Source organism: Collinsella ureilytica (assembly GCF_019795105.1).
In the GTDB taxonomy this organism is placed as follows: Bacteria; Actinomycetota; Coriobacteriia; order Coriobacteriales; family Coriobacteriaceae; genus Collinsella; species Collinsella ureilytica.
This window is the reverse complement of sequence record NZ_JAIMFO010000007.1, coordinates 68,645-85,837: the sequence shown is the minus strand read 5'-3', so window position 1 is coordinate 85,837 and position 17,193 is coordinate 68,645. Positions and strand designations below refer to the sequence as shown.

Genomic DNA, 17,193 nt, shown 5'->3' with positions numbered 1-17,193 from the left:
ATGTGTCCTATCGACGCTCTGTAACCTCTTTAACAACCTGTGCAATAAAGGCGTCCAGCTCCATGGATATTGTCTCGTTGGTACGATCACGCACAGAAATCGTACCAGCCTCTGCTTCCTTCTCGCCCAAAATGAGCATATAAGGAACGCGGTCAAGGCTTCTTGCCTCGCGAATCTTATAGCCGATCTTCTCATCACGCTCGTCTAAGCGTGCACGAAGCCCCGCTTGAACCAAACGCTCAGTAATCCCGCGAGCATAGTCCCGTGCTTTTTCTGAAACAGGCAAGACCTTCACCTGCAAAGGAGAAAGCCAAGTGGGGAACTTGCCAGCATACTGCTCAGTGAGCATGCCAATGAACCGCTCAAAAGAACCAAAGCCAGCACGGTGAATCATAATGGGCTGCTTCTTCTGACCGTCAGAGTCTACATACTCAAGTTGGAAATTGTGAGGCAGCTGGAAGTCAAGCTGAATGGTTCCGCATTGCCAGGTTCTCCCAAGGCAGTCCTCAAGGTGGAAGTCTATCTTTGGACCATAAAAGGCACCATCACCGGGGTTGATGCGATATTCAAGTCCCATGGCATCAAGAGCGGATTGCAGACCCGCTTCTGCTCGCTCCCAATCCTCATCAGATCCCATGGAATCAGCAGGGCGGGTGGAAAGCTCAACGCGGTACGGGAAGCCAAACTGCGCATAATATGCCGTAATAAGCTTGGCAGTATCGATTACCTGCTCAGTAATCTGATCAGGACGAATGAATAGATGTGCGTCATCTTGCGTAAACTCACGCACGCGGAACAGACCATGCAAGGCACCCTTGAGCTCATGACGATGATCAAGGCCTGCTTCAGCTAACTTGAGCGGAAGCTCGCGATACGACCGTGGACGGCTCTTGTAAATCAAGCAAGCGCCCGGGCAGTTCATCGGTTTGACCGCATAGTCTTCTTCATCAATCTGGGTGGTATACATGTTCTCATGGTAATGATCCCAATGCCCAGAAGTCTCCCAAAGAGAACGAGACAAGATGATGGGTGTTTGCACCTGCTCATACCCATAGCGATCCTGCATTTCTTGCCAATAGGCCATGAGGGCATTGCGCACCCGCATGCCATTGGGAAGCCAAAATGGAAAACCAGGGCCTGCCTCAGACATCATAAAGAGTTCCATCTCACGCCCAATGCGCCGATGGTCGCGCTTTTCAGCCTCAGCAAGTAAACGCTCATAAGCAGCTAGTTCATCTTTAGATCCAAAGGCAAGACCGCTCACACGGGTGAGCATCTTATTGGAAGAGTCAGCTTTCCAGTAGGCACCAGAAACACCGGTGAGCTTAAATGCCTTGAGCCCCTTGGTATACATGAGATGGGGGCCAACGCACATATCGATATAGTCGCCTTGGCGATAGAAGGTGATCCGAGCATCTTCAGGAAGGTCACCAATATGCTCTACCTTATAGCGCTCTCCTCGCTCCTCCATTAAAACAACTGCCTCAGCTCGCGGAAGCTCAAAAGTCTCAAAGCGAAGATTCTCTTTTACAATCCGGCGCATCTCAGCCTCAATGGCAGGAAGATCCTCATCGCTGATTTTTTCTGCACCCAGATCTACGTCGTAATAAAATCCATGCTCAGTAGCAGGACCGTAGGCAAAAATAGCTTGGGGGTAGAGGCGCTTGATGGCCTGAGCCAAGATATGAGCAGCTGAATGCCGGATAACATGAGCTACTTCTTCCTCAGGTACCTCGGCGATAGAGCCATCATTCATGAGTGCCTTCATACGATCTTGACCTCTCAGTTTTTGCGAACGAGTAGAACAGAGAAACACTCGCTACCAAACCGGTAGCAAATGCGTTATATGCTCACGAGCACCCAGCACACGCAAGCTACTGAATATGCGTTCTGCACCAGGGGCAAACCTTCCAAGCTGCTTCCAAGGGTTTATGGCAGCTCGGGCAGACATTTCTCACCTGAGTATTGCACATAGGGCAAACAACAAAGTCGCGCTCAATGCCGGTACCACACTGCGGGCAGCTTCCAAAATGAGCAAGTTCACGCTCCCGAAGCATGAGATCAAGCTCTTGCTCCTCGCGGTCGCGCTCATATGAGGTTGGTCGAAACACCAGGTAGGCCAAAAGACCCACGAAAGGAATGAGCGCAATGATGCCCCAAAGCCACCAAATCGGTGCCCCACGACGGCGAGCATCAATACAAACATAGGCAACCGCAAGAAGATAGAGAGCTGCAACAAAGGCTAAAAAGAGATAGATGACAGCCATGAGCTGCGGTGACATTAATTCACTGAGGTATCTAGACATACGTGTGCACCTTTCCGTTGGACTCGATCACCGGCTCGGGTGCCAACGGCGATCGCACAGAATTGTATACCGGAAGTGACGATGATGTGGAGGAGCCACGCTATGAACATAGACAATACCGGCTGAGCGCTATGCAAGACCTTGCTTATAGACTAACCTTGAAGCTCAACTTGAACCTGAGCTTCAAGCTTCGTACCATGAGCAGCAAGACGCCCTCGCCCCTTGATTGGATACACCTATGCAGCTTGGCCAGCTAACACCAAAGCGCTGTCGCGCTCTCGCTTGGGCACAAAGAGCCACATGCGCCGGTCTGCTTGCGGCTCTTCTTATCTTTGAACCCTCAGGATCTCAGCTCGCCTTTGCAGCAGGCACCGAAGACCTCGATCAGCTGATCGCAGAAGTTGAGGATGCAGCTTCAAAGCACGCGACCGCTCTTCAACGCTCAGATAAGCTTCAGCAGCAGGTGAACGAGCTGGCAGATGAGATCTTGCACCTCGAGCAAGACATCATGCCTGTCAAGCGCGGGCGAGCAGGCAAAGCCGCTGCCGCTCTCTATAAAATGCACGAGAGCTCGGCGAACCTCCTCTGCATGCTTTTTGGCAGCGATGACTGGGGCGACCTGTTGGATATCACCAAGTATCTCTCGCGCATCCAAGACCATCATGTAAAAGATCTTGAGGCACTCAAGACGACGAGAAGCGAGCTTATCGATAAGCTCGCCCAAATTACTGCAGCAAAAGATGAGGCCATAGCTGAATTTGAACATGCACGTGATGCCTTAGCCTCAGCACAAGATGCTCAGCAGAAGGTACGCGAGCGTGCCGCACATGCGCCCCAACAAGAAGCTGAACGAGCGGCCGAAGCTGCCGCTCAAACTGAAGCCACCGTAGCTCAGCTCAAAAATCGTCATGAAGCAGCGGCTGAAGCACGCCAGATCACGCCCGAGCGCGTATCAGAAACAGAGCATGCACCTGCACGTCCCGCTCAGCCTGATCCCACACCCACGCCTGAGACTCAACCTCAAGAGCGTCCCGCTGAGGCTGAGTCTGGAGGCTGGAAAACTGGCCTTGCTTCTCACTACGGCACCGGAGATGGCTTTATGGGAGGGACAACTGCAAACGGCGAGACGGTTACCGAGACCTCTATGGGCATCGCCATGCTCGATGTGCCTTTTGGTACGCGCGTTGAAATTAGCTATCGAGGGCGATCCGTAATTGCCTATGTGAATGATCGGGGACCCTACGTTCATGGCCGCGTTATTGATATGCAACCAGCTGTTGCCCGTGCCCTTGGCATGATCGAAGCTGGCGTGGGGACCGTTTCATACCGCTTCTTATAAGCAGCGCTTCAATATAGAACGCGGAGTGCCTCCCCGCAGAAACGGTACCCGACGACGAAGCACGACCTTTATGAATCGAGATCCAAAAAGCGTTCAAGCGGAATGGTGCGCTTGGCTCGGCGCTCAGGTGACGCAATACTATCGGCCGCATAACCTACGGTAAGCATATGCAAAGGCACTAAGTTCTCTGGAAGATTAAAGGTCTCACGTAAGATCTCGGGATCAAAATAGCAAACCCAGCACGTTCCCAGTCCCAAATCAGTAGCTTGCATCATCATCTGATCAACAACAATTGATGAATCAATTGCCGTGGCGTCTACACCATCAAAGGGACGAACCCACGCATCATCCTTGCGCGCCAAGGCGATCAAAACAACCGGTGCACCAAAGATGCTTCCATCTCGAGCCATACGCTCACTTGCCTTGGCTGCACGCTCACGCAACTCAGGCGTATCACACACGATCAGGCGTGTTGAATGATTATTATGAGCCGAAGGAGCAATTCTTCCTGCCTCAATGATGGCATCGAGCTTTTCTTGCTCTACCGGGCGCTGCTCATACGAGCGGCACGAATAACGCTCACGAGTCAGATCTGCATACGACACAGGAACCTCCTCTTCCCCCTCGGGGACTCTCCCCGATCTGCTCCACATCCTACCCAGACCCCATACCTCTCTTGCGCTCTTCTGCGGGTTTTCTCGAGCTCACCGAACACTGTCGATCTCTGGTTTCGCACCACGCACGCCCTTGGTATCCAAGAACTGTTGAATATGCCTTAGGTGTTGCCATAAGCACGGTTCATGAAAGATAAAAACCTATGATCTTGATGAAAGGAAAACGAAGGTTCTCCCCACTGCTCCTGCAAAAGCACGCGGTGGTATAGGCCAGCTCAAACAGGAAGTGCAGAGCGCATGCTTCTATTACAGCGCATGTTCTGGGTGCTGAGGAATTGATTAGCTCGCAGGACTAGAATGACCACAAGACAACCTAGAGAGAGGAAGACTCATGAACAGACCAGATGAGAATAATACGCTAACCGATACCGTAGCAACCCTCGCCTCAATGCTCAAACGTCTCGGAGCTGGAGCAGATTTTGAAACGATTAGCCACGAATTTCGTCAGCGCTTTGCATCGGTCTCTGCTCGCGAGATCTCAGATGCTGAACAAGCGCTGATAGCAAGTGGTGTTCCTATCGAAGAAATACAGCGTCTCTGCGATGTGCACGCCACCCTCTTTGAAGGCTCCATTTCCTGCGCGATTCCGAATGATCATCCCGAACAACAAGCGGGACACCCGGTGCGAATCATGCGTGATGAAAACAAAGAGATTGGCAAGCGGGCTGAAGCGGCAAAAGCAGCAGCCAAAAAAGCCAAGCATCTCCTAGAGCGTGAAGACTTCCCAGCCGCTCAAGCTGTGCTCGCAGATGCTGCAGACCAGCTCTCACTTTCGTTTGTGCACTATAAGCGCAAAGAAGAACTGCTCTTTCCCCATCTTGAGCGCCACAATATTACCGGCCCTTCAACCGTCATGTGGGGCAAAGACGATGAAGTTCGAGCAGCAGTTGCTCGCGTCTTTGAACTAATTGGCAACGCTGATGAGGCGAGCATACCTGCACCTCAAGCTCTCAGCCTCGCCATCGATGCGTTATCCGAGGCAGCGGCAGGCGCCTTATCAATGATTGATAAAGAGGAACATGTGCTTATCCCCCTAGCCCTTGAAACCCTCAGTGCCACCGCATGGACACAGATCGCAGATGAGAGTCCGGAGTTTGGCTTTGCTTATATTGCAAACCCACCTCACTGGAAAGCAGATGGCCTCAGCTTGGCAGAAGAGCGAATCCGCGAAAACATGCAAGCGAGATCTCAAACTAGCCAAGTACCAGGTGGGCTCACCGATAGAAGCAATGACGTACGCTCGATGCCAGAAACCCCGAGCGCCTCAGCCTGCGGATGCAGCAAAGGAACCGAAGCGGATATATCGCCGGTAGCAAGTTCCACTCAGGTGCTCCGTACACATCAGAGCAGCACCGCTTCGACGGCAACAATGAGTACGAACAACGTGGATATAGAGCATGATCGCACTCCAGAACGAATTGAACTTTCGACCGGGTCGTTCACGGTAGCCGAGCTCGAAGCCGTACTCAACACTATTCCTTTAGATATCACCTTTGTAGATGCCAAGGACACAACGCAGTACTTCTCTCACGGTGATACCCGCGCGTTTCCGCGCCCCAAAAGCTGTCTGGGAAGAAACATATATGCCTGCCATCCCCCAAAGAGCCAAGCCATGGTTCGCCATGTTATGGAGAGTTTTAAGCGCGGCGATGAGGACTCATTTGCCTTCTGGATCCATAAAGCCAATCGTTTCTTGTATATCCGCTATTTTGCCGTCCGCGATCAAGACGGCACCTATCTTGGCGCCTTAGAAACCACCCAAGACATTACCGAGATTCAGGCTCTTGAGGGCGAGAATCGTCGGGGTGCAGATATGCGGCGTGAGCGTGCCGAACAAGACCAGCAAGCTCACCCGCAAGCGTAATCGTACCGGCTGCCACCAAAGGAAGACCGCGCTTACCATACGCCTCGATGGCCTCGGCAGGTGAACCGAAGATTTCAACGGGGGTCTCAAATCGTTGCTGAGACTCCAGCTCACTCTGCAAAAACTCTGCCAGATCAGCCGCAGGAAGCGCTCGATCTGCTGAGGTGTTGGTAACGGCAAATCCCGGAAACGCCGGAGCAAGAATGCTCACAATGCCCTGAACATCCTTATCTGAAAGAGCGGCTATGAGTAGATGAGGCCGCTCATCACGGTTTGGTGCAATGGCAGCAATCGAAGAGATAAATTCAGCACAGCCCTGCGGATTGTGACAAGCATCAACTAAGAGCAAAGGATCTGCTCGGAGCACATCAAAACGTCCAGGAGTTGGGCAGCAAGCCACACTTTGCTGAAGTGAAGCGATCACCAAAGCTCGTTTGAGATAGGCTTCTGCAAGCATGATGGCACAGGCGATATTTTGTGCCTGATAGGCTGGCTTGACTGCTGACACCTCATAGCTTGCAAACTGGCCGGATACGCGAATTTCAAGCGTTTTTCCCAGCTGTTGAGGGGCTACAAGTAACTCATGAGAGACCCAGATGGGAGTGACTCCTTGCGCTTGGCAACGCTTCTGTATCACCGCGTGAACACTCGGCTCGCCCAAGCCCTCGCCTAAGACCACCGCCTGTCCGTGTCGAATGACAGCCGCCTTCTCCCCTGCAATCTCGGCAAGCGTAGAGCCTAAAATGCCCATGTGATCCAGGCCAATACCCGTAATTGCCACCGCGTCTGGCCGTGTAGCCGTGGTGGCATCCCAACGACCCCCGAGTCCGACCTCCAAAACGGCCACCTCAAGAGCCGACTCGGCAAAGATCACCAAGGCAGCAACGGTTAGCACATCAAAAGGAGTCACGAGATACGGCTCAAGACCTACAGCAGATCGTGCGGCATTTACTCGATCACCTGCAGCTACCGCTGCAGAAACTCCATGGGCAAAAACTACATCGGATACCGGTTGACCATCGATTTCGATTCGCTCAGGATAGCGCACTAAATGAGGTGAGGTAAAAAGACCAACGCGCTTACCCTCCCCTCTAAGAATTGCTGCGGTATAACGCGAGGTAGAAGTTTTTCCATTTGTACCTGCAATCTGTAGGCACGAGAGATGCTCATCAGGACGCTGCAGCTCGTTGAGCATCTCCTCCACCACTTCACGCAAAGGACCTGTCCCGTGCATGCGCCCCGTATCTGCCGCTCGCACCAATGCGTGAGGATAGCTCAACTCAGCAAAAGAAAACGGAATCGCATAGGCCTCAGAGCGACAAGGAATGGACATGCAAACTCAGCTCCTTCAAGAAGCATTGGACACAATCACGATTCGAAATCCTAGCACGGAACGTGAGTGAGGCTCCTGTCTACACACGAATGAGTTCGATCTCGGTCAAGACCATATCGACAGGCCTATCATGGTCTTCGCGAGCAGATAGCTCAAACAGATCATCCACAAGCTGAGCATGCCGACAAAGACCAAGCGAGATTCCCGAAAACTCAGTAAGAAAGGCATCATAGTAGCCTCCCCCATACCCAAGGCGAAAACCTGCTCTATCAAAGGCTAAGCCCGGAACAAGAGCGAGGTCGTCCGAGAAGCCTCGAGGCTCAACCGAGGCACAGACTGAGGATGGCTCCATGATGCCAAAGCGTGAAGGCAAAAGCTCATGGACGCTCTGCACCTCATGCCACGTCAAGGTACGCGCGCCTGCCACACGCGGCAAAATAAGGGATTTTCTTGCTTGCAAGACCGCTTCCAAAACCTGGCGCGTGCTTACCTCTGACCCAAACGAGCAGTAGCAAAAGATACGTGGAGCCGCCTGAAAGATCGAAAGAGCACGTAAACGGTGGAAGATAGCCTCATCAGCTCGTGAGCGCTCCGCAGGCGCAAGTCCATTGCGAGCGGCACGTAGACGAGTGCGAAGATCTGCCTTGCCATGGCCAAGCTGATCTGCTGTCATCACGAACACCTATGAGCGTGCTGCTGAATGCTCTGCAGCATGCACTGCCGCTGCGCGACGCTCAGCAGCTTCTACCACATGTTTTGCGAGCACAGCTGTGGTAACCGAACCGACGCCTTTCGGCACAGGGGTCACGGCACGAACGATTGAAGACGCTGCCTCAAAATCAATATCCCCTACAAAGGAATGCGTTTCTGGATTCCAATTCATACCAACATCGATCAGTACCTGACCGGCACGCATAGCTTTTCTACCGATGCAGCCAGCCTTGCCTACTGCCGCAATAACAATATCGGCTCGCTTGCATACAGCATCAAGATCAGCGGTTTTGCTGTGACAGATAGTAACCGTAGCATCTGCTGCGAGGAGCAACAAAGCTACCGGACGACCAATTACGAGAGAGCGTCCAACTACGACAACCTCAGCTCCCGATAGAGAAATCTTGTAATAGTTCAGAATCTCCATCACCGCAGCAGCCGTACAAGGGGCAAAGCCTGAAGGATCGGCGCGCAAAACAGCTGCAAGTGATGCAGGCGTCATACCATCCACATCTTGAGCAGGCCAGAGTTCTTGGCCGAGACGATCCTCATTGAGATGAGCTGGAAGCGGGCGCAATACCATGAGCCCATGAACGGAAGGGTCGTCCTTGATGGCTCGTACTTCACGGCTCAGATCTGCATCGTTTGAACTCAAGGGAAGATGAACGCTTTTGCACGAGATCCCAAGACCTTCGAGTCGACGGCGCGCCGAGCGCTCGTAGGCCTGATCATCTGAGCGTTCCCCAACCGATACGATAGCCAGCTGAGGAGTGATACCAGCGCTTGCCAGACGCTCAATACGCACCGTAAGCTCTTGAGAAAGAGACGTTGCAACAGGAGCACCAGTGAGAAGTTGAGCGGTCATCTTATAACCCCTTTTTACTATGCTCAGCAATTGAGCGCGCCAGTCTGCGTGCACGATCTGCCGATGCCAGCATCTCTTCAGTTCGATCAATGAGTGCACGTGCCTCATCAGAATCAGCTAACAGACGAGCATTTGCATAGACATTGAGGGAAGTTGCAAAAAGAGCTGCTGCTGCGAGCTCTGCCGCCCCTGCTACATCTGCCATAAGTGCAGAAGACGCCAAGCGCGACATCTGCTCAATGAGCTCAATAGCGCGACAAAGCTCTGACATGGCTGCCAATGGTGCTTGAGATGCGCACCTGGCTCCTGCATCAATTGCAGAAGAACGATTTGGATCTTTTCGCGAAAGCGCAAAGGCACGAGAGAGGGGTAAAAAACCCTCAGCATCCTGATCGGCCAGCTCAAGGAGGGACGCCATAATCCGTTGCAGCTCAACCTCAATGGATGCAAGTTTTTCTGCCAGTTCAGGCTCAGCTGCCCGACGTGCACGAAAGGTGAGTGCCATTGAGCATAAGGCCGAGCCCAGCGCACCCACAACAGCAGCAGCTGCTCCTCCTCCAGGGGCAGGAGTGGGAGCAGCAAGACTTGTGGTAAAGGAGCGTATGGTGATGTCGGCGATTGAATAGGTATCTGAATCAGTGCACGCTGGAACATCCAAATTCAAGCCGTCATTGCTTGAACTATCTTTGCCTACTACCTCTTGTTTCTCAGCAGAGTTGGTCACACACGCCTCCTTAGATGGCTCAATTAGAACAGGCCAACGATTCTACCATCGGGCAAAACATCAATGCGTTCAGCAGCAGGATGCTTCGGAAGGCCAGGCATGGTCATAATGGCACCGGTCAGCGCAACTACAAAGCCAGCACCAGCAGCGACCTTCAATTCACGCACGGTCACGGTAAAATCAGATGGTGCGCCCAAGAGACGTGCATTATCCGAGAACGAGTACTGAGTTTTTGCCATGCACAACGGCAAATTGCCAAAACCACGCTCTTCAATCTGAGCGAGCTGGCGTGTCGCTGAGGGCGTGAGCTCAACATCGCGCGCCCCATAGATTTTTTGAACAATCTGCTGCAGCTTGGTGCGAATGTCGAGCTCGGTGTCATAGCAGTACGTAAGCTCAGCTTGATCCTCTTCTGCAAGGCGAATGACCTCACGCGCTAAATCCTCACCACCTGCACCGCCACGCGCCCAAACCTCAGATAGAGCAACACTCACACCAAGATTGCTGCATGCAGCTTTTACGGCATCCAACTCTTTGGCAGTATCGGTAGGAAATGCATTGATAGCCACGACAACTGGCAAACCAAACACATCGCTCATATTAGCAATATGACGCTCAAGATTTGGAAGACCAGCTACAACAGCCTCAACATCTTCTTGCGCCAAGGCATCTTTCGCCACGCCGCCGTGCATCTTCAATGCACGAACCGTTGCCACAAGTACGCAGACAGAAGGGGTAAACCCAGCTGCACGACAGGCGATGTCGCAGAACTTCTCAGCGCCTAAATCAGCTCCAAATCCTGCTTCAGTTACCGCATATTCACCCAGTTTAAGAGCACAATCAGTTGCAATGATTGAGTTGCAGCCATGAGCAATATTTGCAAAAGGGCCACCATGCATCAACGCAGGAGTTCCCTCAAGCGTCTGAACAAGATTTGGCTTGATGGCGTCTTTCAAGAGAGCCGTCATGGCACCTTCAGCAGAAAGATCATGGGCAGTGACCGGAGCGCCCTCATAGGTGGAACCAATTACCATTCGTCCTAACCGCGCTTTGAGATCGGCTAGATCGGCCGAAAGACAGAAAGCCGCCATAACCTCCGAGGCCACTGTAATATCAAAGCCGTCTTCGCGCACGACGCCATGAGCCACGCCGCCCAGACCGCTCACAATATGGCGAAGCTGACGATCGTTCATGTCCACTGCACGACGCCAGGTGATGCGGCGCGGATCGATATGAAGCTCGTTTCCCTGCTTAATGTGGTTATCGATAATCGCTGCCAGGAGATTGTTGGCGGCACCAATGGCATGAAAGTCACCGGTAAAGTGGAGATTAATATCTTCCATGGGCACAACTTGAGCGTAGCCGCCGCCAGCAGCTCCACCCTTGATACCAAATACAGGCCCTAATGAGGGCTCACGCAAGGCAAGGACAGCACGCTTCTTGAGGCGGCGCAAGGCATCGGCCAGACCTACCGACGTCGTGGTCTTGCCCTCCCCCGCTGGAGTGGGTGTAATGGCACTCACCAACACGAGCTTGCCCGCACGCGGCCGTGAAGCAAGAGCATCTACATTAATCTTTGCCTTATATCGTCCATAGGGCTCTAGGCTCGTTGCTTCCAAGCCCAGATCAGCTGCTACGTCAACAATAGGTTTCAGGTGAGCCTCTTGCGCAATCTCGATATCTGACTTGTTTCCCGCCATCATGAATCACCTTTCATTCCTACTCAAAGGTCCCCTCAAGATTCAGTCATTAACAGTATGACCCCCTTCAAATCCTGAGTCGAGAACTACAGGTGAAGAGGGTCAAAATACCGAAAAGCTATGAGCCCACGAGCGGCTGCATTAATGTTCCCGTCGTGCAAGTGAAGCAGCTGCAGGTCCAAAAAGAATCGCAAACGAGACAGCTGCCATTAAAAGCTGGGCAAAAAAAGCTGCAACGAGCGTTGTAGAAACTGATAAAGGGCTACCCCAAAAAAGAAGCCAGGCTAAAAGGAGTGCTGGAATACCCACGGAAATTGCTCCGAGCAGAGAGCCCGTATAGGTACGAATTGCTGCTGATCCACCTCGCATTAGCTGTCCTTCATTATCCCAATGCAGGCGTGGGAAAAATACGCCCGCAGAGACTGAAAGCGTCGTTACAGAAACCGTTGATAGAATCGCCATTGCAATCAGATACGCAAAGATCGCCGGTGGGAATCCGACGAGAATGAGGACGATCACAATCATGCATATCGTAACTACTGAAGAAAGCACAAGAGCAGTGGCAAGTTTTGCGGCGAGGTACTTTCGCCAATTAATAGGAAGAGAGCGGAAGTAGAAAAAATCCTGACCATCACGACTCACTGCAAACATAGAGGCAAATGCACTAAATCCCATGAAGAGCATAAATATAAGGACGCAAAAAGCAGCGATTACAACGAGCTCATCGTCAAAGGAAAGGTTAGCGGTGGTGCTCATGATAGCTTCGTGCAAAGCGCTCAGATCCATGCCATCATTCATACTACGAATAAAAAAGACTGCTCCAAAGACGACCACCATATAAACCGGCATCAGCAAAGTTCCCAGAACAAAAGAGCTGAAAAACGCAGGCACACGAAGAAGAGTCTTCCAGTCAATCGAAATGATTGACGAAAGCTGTGGACGGCTTGCAATAACAGATAAAAGGGTAGATTCCTCATATTTACGATGGCTCTTACGACCTCCGGCACCCTGAAGAGTACGAACGGTCTCCATATACCACCGAGAGGCAAAGGCGGTTAAAAGAGCAGCATATAAACAAACCGCAGCAGCCATAAAGCCTATAGCACAGAGGAGATCAAGCGGATTTCCCTCAAAGAGTTGACGCGCAACAGCAACAGGTGGGCAGAGAATTGAAAGGACAATACCTGCAGGATTCAAACGACCGAGCATGCCATTAGCAAGCTCAGTAAGATGAGCTGCAGCATCAGAGCGTTGTACAAGGAACTGAATAGACACACCTAGGCTCAAGGCTGCCACCATGATAAAGCCGCCAAAGAAGCGAGAAAATCGATCGCGGTCACGAGCGAAGCGTGAGAAACGCATCAAAGGGGTGCAAATCAGCAAGACAACAAGGTTAACCGTAATCGCTGAGACAATATAGCCGAGGGCGAACAACACCCAGGACGTCCATGGAGCCCAAGATGCCCAAAGAGCTCCGAAGCCAATGGGCAAAAAGAGAAGGTCTCCTGCAGTTGTGATCAGCAGAAACTGAGCAAGTTTTGCCCACATCAAGGATGGAGCAGAAACCGGAAGGGTAAGGTAGTAGCCAAGATCTCGCACAAAATAGAGACGATTGATTGCTCCATAAATTCCGGTAAGCAGCGTCATTATGGCGAGCATGGCCGCAAGAAGGACAAAGACTAACGGTATTGGAGTCCCTTCAAGGTTGGTACCCCAGAAAAACATGAGGGCGGCAAAGCCGAGCAAACCAAGTGCCTTGAGGATAGTGAGTGCAACGTGGGGAATCTTGATACGGCTCAAAAACTTTTTCTTTACCGAAGAACTTGAGCCTCCTTGATCAAATGAGTTCATCCCTAAGGCGTCTGAGCGATCCTCACCGCGATGGATGACATAAAGCAGCGTTTTAAACTGAGAAAATGAAAAACCACTTGATGTGGATGCCTGAGTCATACTCAGCGCACCTCCTCAGTATCAGAATCTGCTGACGATGCAGCCAAAGGCGAGGTTTCTGAAGTAAGCTCCAAGAACATCTCCTCGAGCGATTCGTTGCTATGGAAATGACTTCTGAGCTCGCCAACCGTACCAACAAAGATGAGCTCACCGTGGGAAATCACACCAACGCGATCAACCACTTTTTCTGCCACATCGAGCACGTGGGTAGAAAAAAGCACTGTCCGCCCTGCATCTGCATGCTCACGCATTGAGCGCTTCAAAATCCAAGCTGCTTTAGGATCTAAGCCCGTCATCGGCTCATCTAAAATCCAGTTATCAGGATTTGGCAGAAGTGCAGCTATAACCATCATCTTCTGGCGCATACCGTGTGAGTATGACTGGATCTGATTATCAAGCTCAGCATCCATACCATATTCTTCTGCCAGGCGCGCAATACGAGAAACGCGCACATCGTTTGGGACTTCATAAATGTCCGCAATAAAACGTAAGAATTCATGACCTTTCAAGCGAAGTAGATGATCCGGAGAATCTCCCACATAGCACAGCTTTTTCTTTGCCGCAATAGGATCTGCGACAACGTCAATACCATCAACATCTATTGAACCTGAAGTGGGAGACAATATGCCCGCGATCATATTGAGCAAGGTCGACTTGCCAGCACCGTTATGGCCGAGCAGGCCAAAGATCTCGCCGCCTTTGATCTCTAAGGACAAATTTTTTACCGAAAGGGTTTCGCCGCCATCATAGCTTTTGGAAACCTGGTTAATCCTAATCACATTTCCTCCTTTTTACAGTCGTTACAATCGTGCAGCAACTTGTGCAAGGATACCCCCCCCCCCTGCAAACTAAAACAAGGAGGCACGCTTATACGCTTTGCTAACAAACTCACAAACACGAGCACATGCCAAGCTCAAACACTCATTGCGGGTCTGAACTACAACAGCAACGACCAGCACAGACCCGCACTAGAAACCCACGAGAAACACGAGCATACAAAGGACAGAGAGAAGAAGTGCCTACTCGGTCAGGTCAGCTCCTTGTCGCTTCAGTGCCTCAAGTTGATCTGCGAGCTCCTCTGCACGCTCTCGCTTCTTGAGCACCACATCTGGAGCAGCTTTGGCTAAAAAGCCCTTGTTCTCCAAGGTCTTTTTGGCTGACGCAAGATCGCGTTCTACCTTGGCAATTTCGCGCTCAATGCGGGCACGCTCTGCTTGTAGATCCACCTTGCCAGCCAATACACAGAAGACCTCAATACCCGCCTCTACCACAGCAATACTCGCAGCAGGCTTCACGAGATCCGAGCCAAACGAGAGCTCAGCACAAGCAAGTGACTCAGCAAAGGTACCTAGCGTAGAGAAGCGCTCAACATCCTTTGCGTCCATACGAACGACCACAGAAAGCTTCTCACGAGGACTCAGGCGATACCGAGCTCGAGTGGAGCGAATGGCAGAAACAACTGTGCGCAAGAGTTCAAATGAACGCTCAGCTTCCTCATCCTTGTACTGAGCGAACTTGTCAGGTTCAGGCCATGAGGCGACCATCAAAGCCTGGGCCCGCTGAATCTCGTTTGTATGAGGATCAACATCGAGCCAGCTTGGAGGCATTGAGCTCCATATTGCTTCGGTTACAAAGGGCATCAACGGATGCATGAGGCGCAATGCAGTATCAAGCACAAAGATGAGGTTTCGCTGAGCTGTGAGCCGGCTTGCATCATCTGTTAGGCGAGCCTTTGTCACCTCGATGTACCAGTCACATACCTCGTTCCAGAAAAAAGTCTGAATACCGCGTGCCATATCTCCAAAGACATACTCAGAAAGGCCTAAGGTTACAAGCTCGGTTGCCTTGGCCAGACGTGAGAAGATCCAGGCATCGGCTGCCGTCTCTGCCACCGGAGCCCCCGGCGTATAGCCTTCCATATTCATCAGCAAAAATCGACTTGCATTCCAGATCTTCGTTACAAATGAACGCGCTTGCTCAGTGCGCGGAGAACCCTTGAACTCATGGGTCTTTGGATCAATATCTGCATCGAACTTAACGTCTTGATTGGTTGTGCAAAGCGTCAGCAGGTTAAAGCGCATGGCATCAGCACCGTAGCGCTCAATCAGATCCATCGGATCAACCCCGTTGCCCTTTGACTTAGACATGCGGCTGCCGTCTTTTGCCAAAATCGTGGGATAGATCACCACATCATGGAAGGGCACCTCATCCAAGAAGTACAAGGAGCTCATCACCATACGAGCAACCCACAGCGCGATGATATCGCGAGCGGTTACGAGCGCTGCGGTGGGATGATGTCCAGCGAGATCCTCTGGGTTTTGTGGCCAGCCTTGCGTAGCAAACGTCCAGAGCTGAGAAGAAAACCAGGTATCGAGAACATCCTCATCTTGGTGCACCGCGCCCCCGCAAACCGGGCATACGTCCGGATCATGCTCCAGCGCATCAGTCCAGCCGCACGCATCACAGTAAAAGACCGGAATACGGTGACCCCACCAGAGCTGGCGCGAGATACACCAGTCTTTAAGATTTTCCATCCACGTGGTATAGGTCTGTGTCCAGCGCTCAGGATAAAAGCGCACCTTACCGGTACGTACCGCATCGAGCGCAGGGTCTTTTAAGCGATCAACCGCTACAAACCACTGCTCAGAAAGCCAAGGCTCAAGCGCAGTTCCACAGCGATAGCAATGCATCACGGAGTGCTCATGCTCATCGATATGATCGAGCAAACCATGATCGTCAAACCAGGCAAGCACGGCGGCTCGGCACGCCTCGCGACTCATACCAGAAAATGGACCATAGCCCTCTACAACTACCGCATGCTCGTCAAAGATATTGATCTTCTCTAGCCCATGAGCCTCCCCCATGGCAAAGTCATTGGGATCATGGGCGGGTGTGACTTTTACAAAGCCAGAACCAAAGCAAGCGTCCACATGATAGTCAGCAAAGATGGGAATCTCTCGATCAACAATCGGCAGACGAACGGTAGCTCCCACAAAAGCTGCCTTACTTGGATCTTTGGGACTGACTGCCACGCCGGTATCTCCGAGCATGGTCTCGGGGCGCGTGGTGGCAACAACAATATAGTCTGTGCCATCAATCGGCTCAGTTAATGGATAGCGCAAATGCCAGAGATGGCCTGACTCAGTTTCATACTCGGCCTCATCATCTGAGATAGCCGTGGCACAACTCGGGCACCAGTTAACAATACGCTTTCCCCGGTAGATGAGATCATCGCGATACCATGAAACAAAGACCTTACGAACAGCAGCAGCGTAGTCATCGTCCATCGTAAAGCGCTCATTGGCAAAATCAATTGAGCAGCCCATGCGCTTGATCTGCTCAACAATCATGCCGCCGTATTCATGCGTCCAGTCCCAACAGGCCTTTAAGAAGCGCTCACGACCAATCTCTAGACGATTGACGCCTGACTCTTTGAGCTGCTTATCAACCTTAGTTTGGGTAGCAATACCCGCATGATCGGTACCTAAAACCCATCGTGTTGAGAGACCGCGCATCCGTGCCATACGCACTAAGGCATCTTGGATCGTGTCGTCAGTGGCATGGCCCATGTGGAGGCGGCCGGTAACGTTGGGAGGCGGAATGGTAATCGTGCAGTCACCCTTGCCTGGCCTCCGTCGATACAGATCGGCGTCCAGCCAACGCTTTAAGATCTCGGGCTCAAAGATTGCCGGATCGTAGGTCTTAGGCATGTCCGCCATAAAAATCC

At 51.9% G+C, this 17,193-nt stretch carries 13 protein-coding genes; 2 read left to right on the top strand and 11 right to left on the bottom strand.

Annotation, left to right across the window (positions count from 1 at the left end; translation table 11 throughout):
* Positions 1-7: 7 nt before the first annotated feature.
* A complete protein-coding gene (thrS, locus tag K6V98_RS06230; RefSeq protein WP_222199663.1) occupies positions 8-1,768 on the bottom strand; it encodes a threonine--tRNA ligase in 1,761 nt (586 codons plus the stop codon).
* 106 nt (positions 1,769-1,874) lie between these two features.
* Complete coding sequence (locus tag K6V98_RS06225) at positions 1,875-2,306, bottom strand: double zinc ribbon domain-containing protein (RefSeq protein ID WP_222199662.1); 432 nt, start codon at positions 2,304-2,306, stop codon at positions 1,875-1,877.
* Positions 2,307-2,544: 238 nt separating this feature from the next.
* On the opposite strand from K6V98_RS06225, the gene K6V98_RS06220 reads away from it, so the two are divergent.
* Positions 2,545-3,645, top strand: coding sequence for an RlpA-like double-psi beta-barrel domain-containing protein (locus K6V98_RS06220; protein ID WP_222199661.1), 1,101 nt, complete (start codon positions 2,545-2,547; stop codon positions 3,643-3,645).
* A 68-nt stretch (positions 3,646-3,713) separates the two neighbouring features.
* Here K6V98_RS06220 and K6V98_RS06215 read toward each other — a convergent pair whose 3' ends face one another.
* Positions 3,714-4,250 carry a nitroreductase family protein gene (locus K6V98_RS06215; RefSeq protein ID WP_222199660.1) on the bottom strand — a complete coding sequence of 179 codons (537 nt, stop codon included), beginning with the start codon at positions 4,248-4,250 and terminating at the stop codon, positions 3,714-3,716.
* 400 nt (positions 4,251-4,650) lie between these two features.
* On the opposite strand from K6V98_RS06215, the gene K6V98_RS06210 reads away from it, so the two are divergent.
* On the top strand, positions 4,651-6,183 hold the full coding sequence (locus K6V98_RS06210) for a DUF438 domain-containing protein (RefSeq protein WP_222199659.1): 1,533 nt from the start codon (positions 4,651-4,653) through the stop codon (positions 6,181-6,183).
* On the opposite strand, the gene K6V98_RS06205 is transcribed toward K6V98_RS06210, so the two are convergent.
* The 8 genes from K6V98_RS06205 to K6V98_RS06170 form a co-directional block, all read right to left on the bottom strand.
* Positions 6,086-7,516, bottom strand: coding sequence for a bifunctional folylpolyglutamate synthase/dihydrofolate synthase (locus tag K6V98_RS06205; protein WP_222199658.1), 1,431 nt, complete (start codon positions 7,514-7,516; stop codon positions 6,086-6,088). The two genes, K6V98_RS06210 and K6V98_RS06205, sit on opposite strands and share 98 nt — an antisense overlap.
* A 79-nt stretch (positions 7,517-7,595) precedes the next feature.
* On the bottom strand, positions 7,596-8,189 hold the full coding sequence (locus tag K6V98_RS06200; protein ID WP_222199657.1) for a 5-formyltetrahydrofolate cyclo-ligase: 594 nt from the start codon (positions 8,187-8,189) through the stop codon (positions 7,596-7,598).
* 9 nt (positions 8,190-8,198) lie between these two features.
* Complete coding sequence (locus tag K6V98_RS06195) at positions 8,199-9,092, bottom strand: bifunctional 5,10-methylenetetrahydrofolate dehydrogenase/5,10-methenyltetrahydrofolate cyclohydrolase (protein WP_222199656.1); 894 nt, start codon at positions 9,090-9,092, stop codon at positions 8,199-8,201.
* A 1-nt stretch (position 9,093) separates the two neighbouring features.
* Complete coding sequence (locus K6V98_RS06190) at positions 9,094-9,816, bottom strand: cyclodeaminase/cyclohydrolase family protein (RefSeq protein WP_222199655.1); 723 nt, start codon at positions 9,814-9,816, stop codon at positions 9,094-9,096.
* 23 nt (positions 9,817-9,839) lie between these two features.
* Complete coding sequence (locus K6V98_RS06185; RefSeq protein ID WP_222199654.1) at positions 9,840-11,516, bottom strand: formate--tetrahydrofolate ligase; 1,677 nt, start codon at positions 11,514-11,516, stop codon at positions 9,840-9,842.
* 141 nt (positions 11,517-11,657) lie between these two features.
* Positions 11,658-13,466, bottom strand: coding sequence for a putative ABC transporter permease subunit (locus tag K6V98_RS06180; protein WP_222199653.1), 1,809 nt, complete (start codon positions 13,464-13,466; stop codon positions 11,658-11,660).
* A gap of 2 nt (positions 13,467-13,468) precedes the next feature.
* Positions 13,469-14,245, bottom strand: a complete 777-nt coding sequence (locus K6V98_RS06175) for an ABC transporter ATP-binding protein (RefSeq protein WP_222199652.1) — start codon at positions 14,243-14,245, stop codon at positions 13,469-13,471.
* A 240-nt stretch (positions 14,246-14,485) separates the two neighbouring features.
* Positions 14,486-17,185 (bottom strand): valine--tRNA ligase, encoded by a 2,700-nt coding sequence (locus K6V98_RS06170; protein WP_222199651.1) that lies wholly within the window; start codon positions 17,183-17,185, stop codon positions 14,486-14,488.
* Positions 17,186-17,193 lie beyond the last annotated feature (8 nt).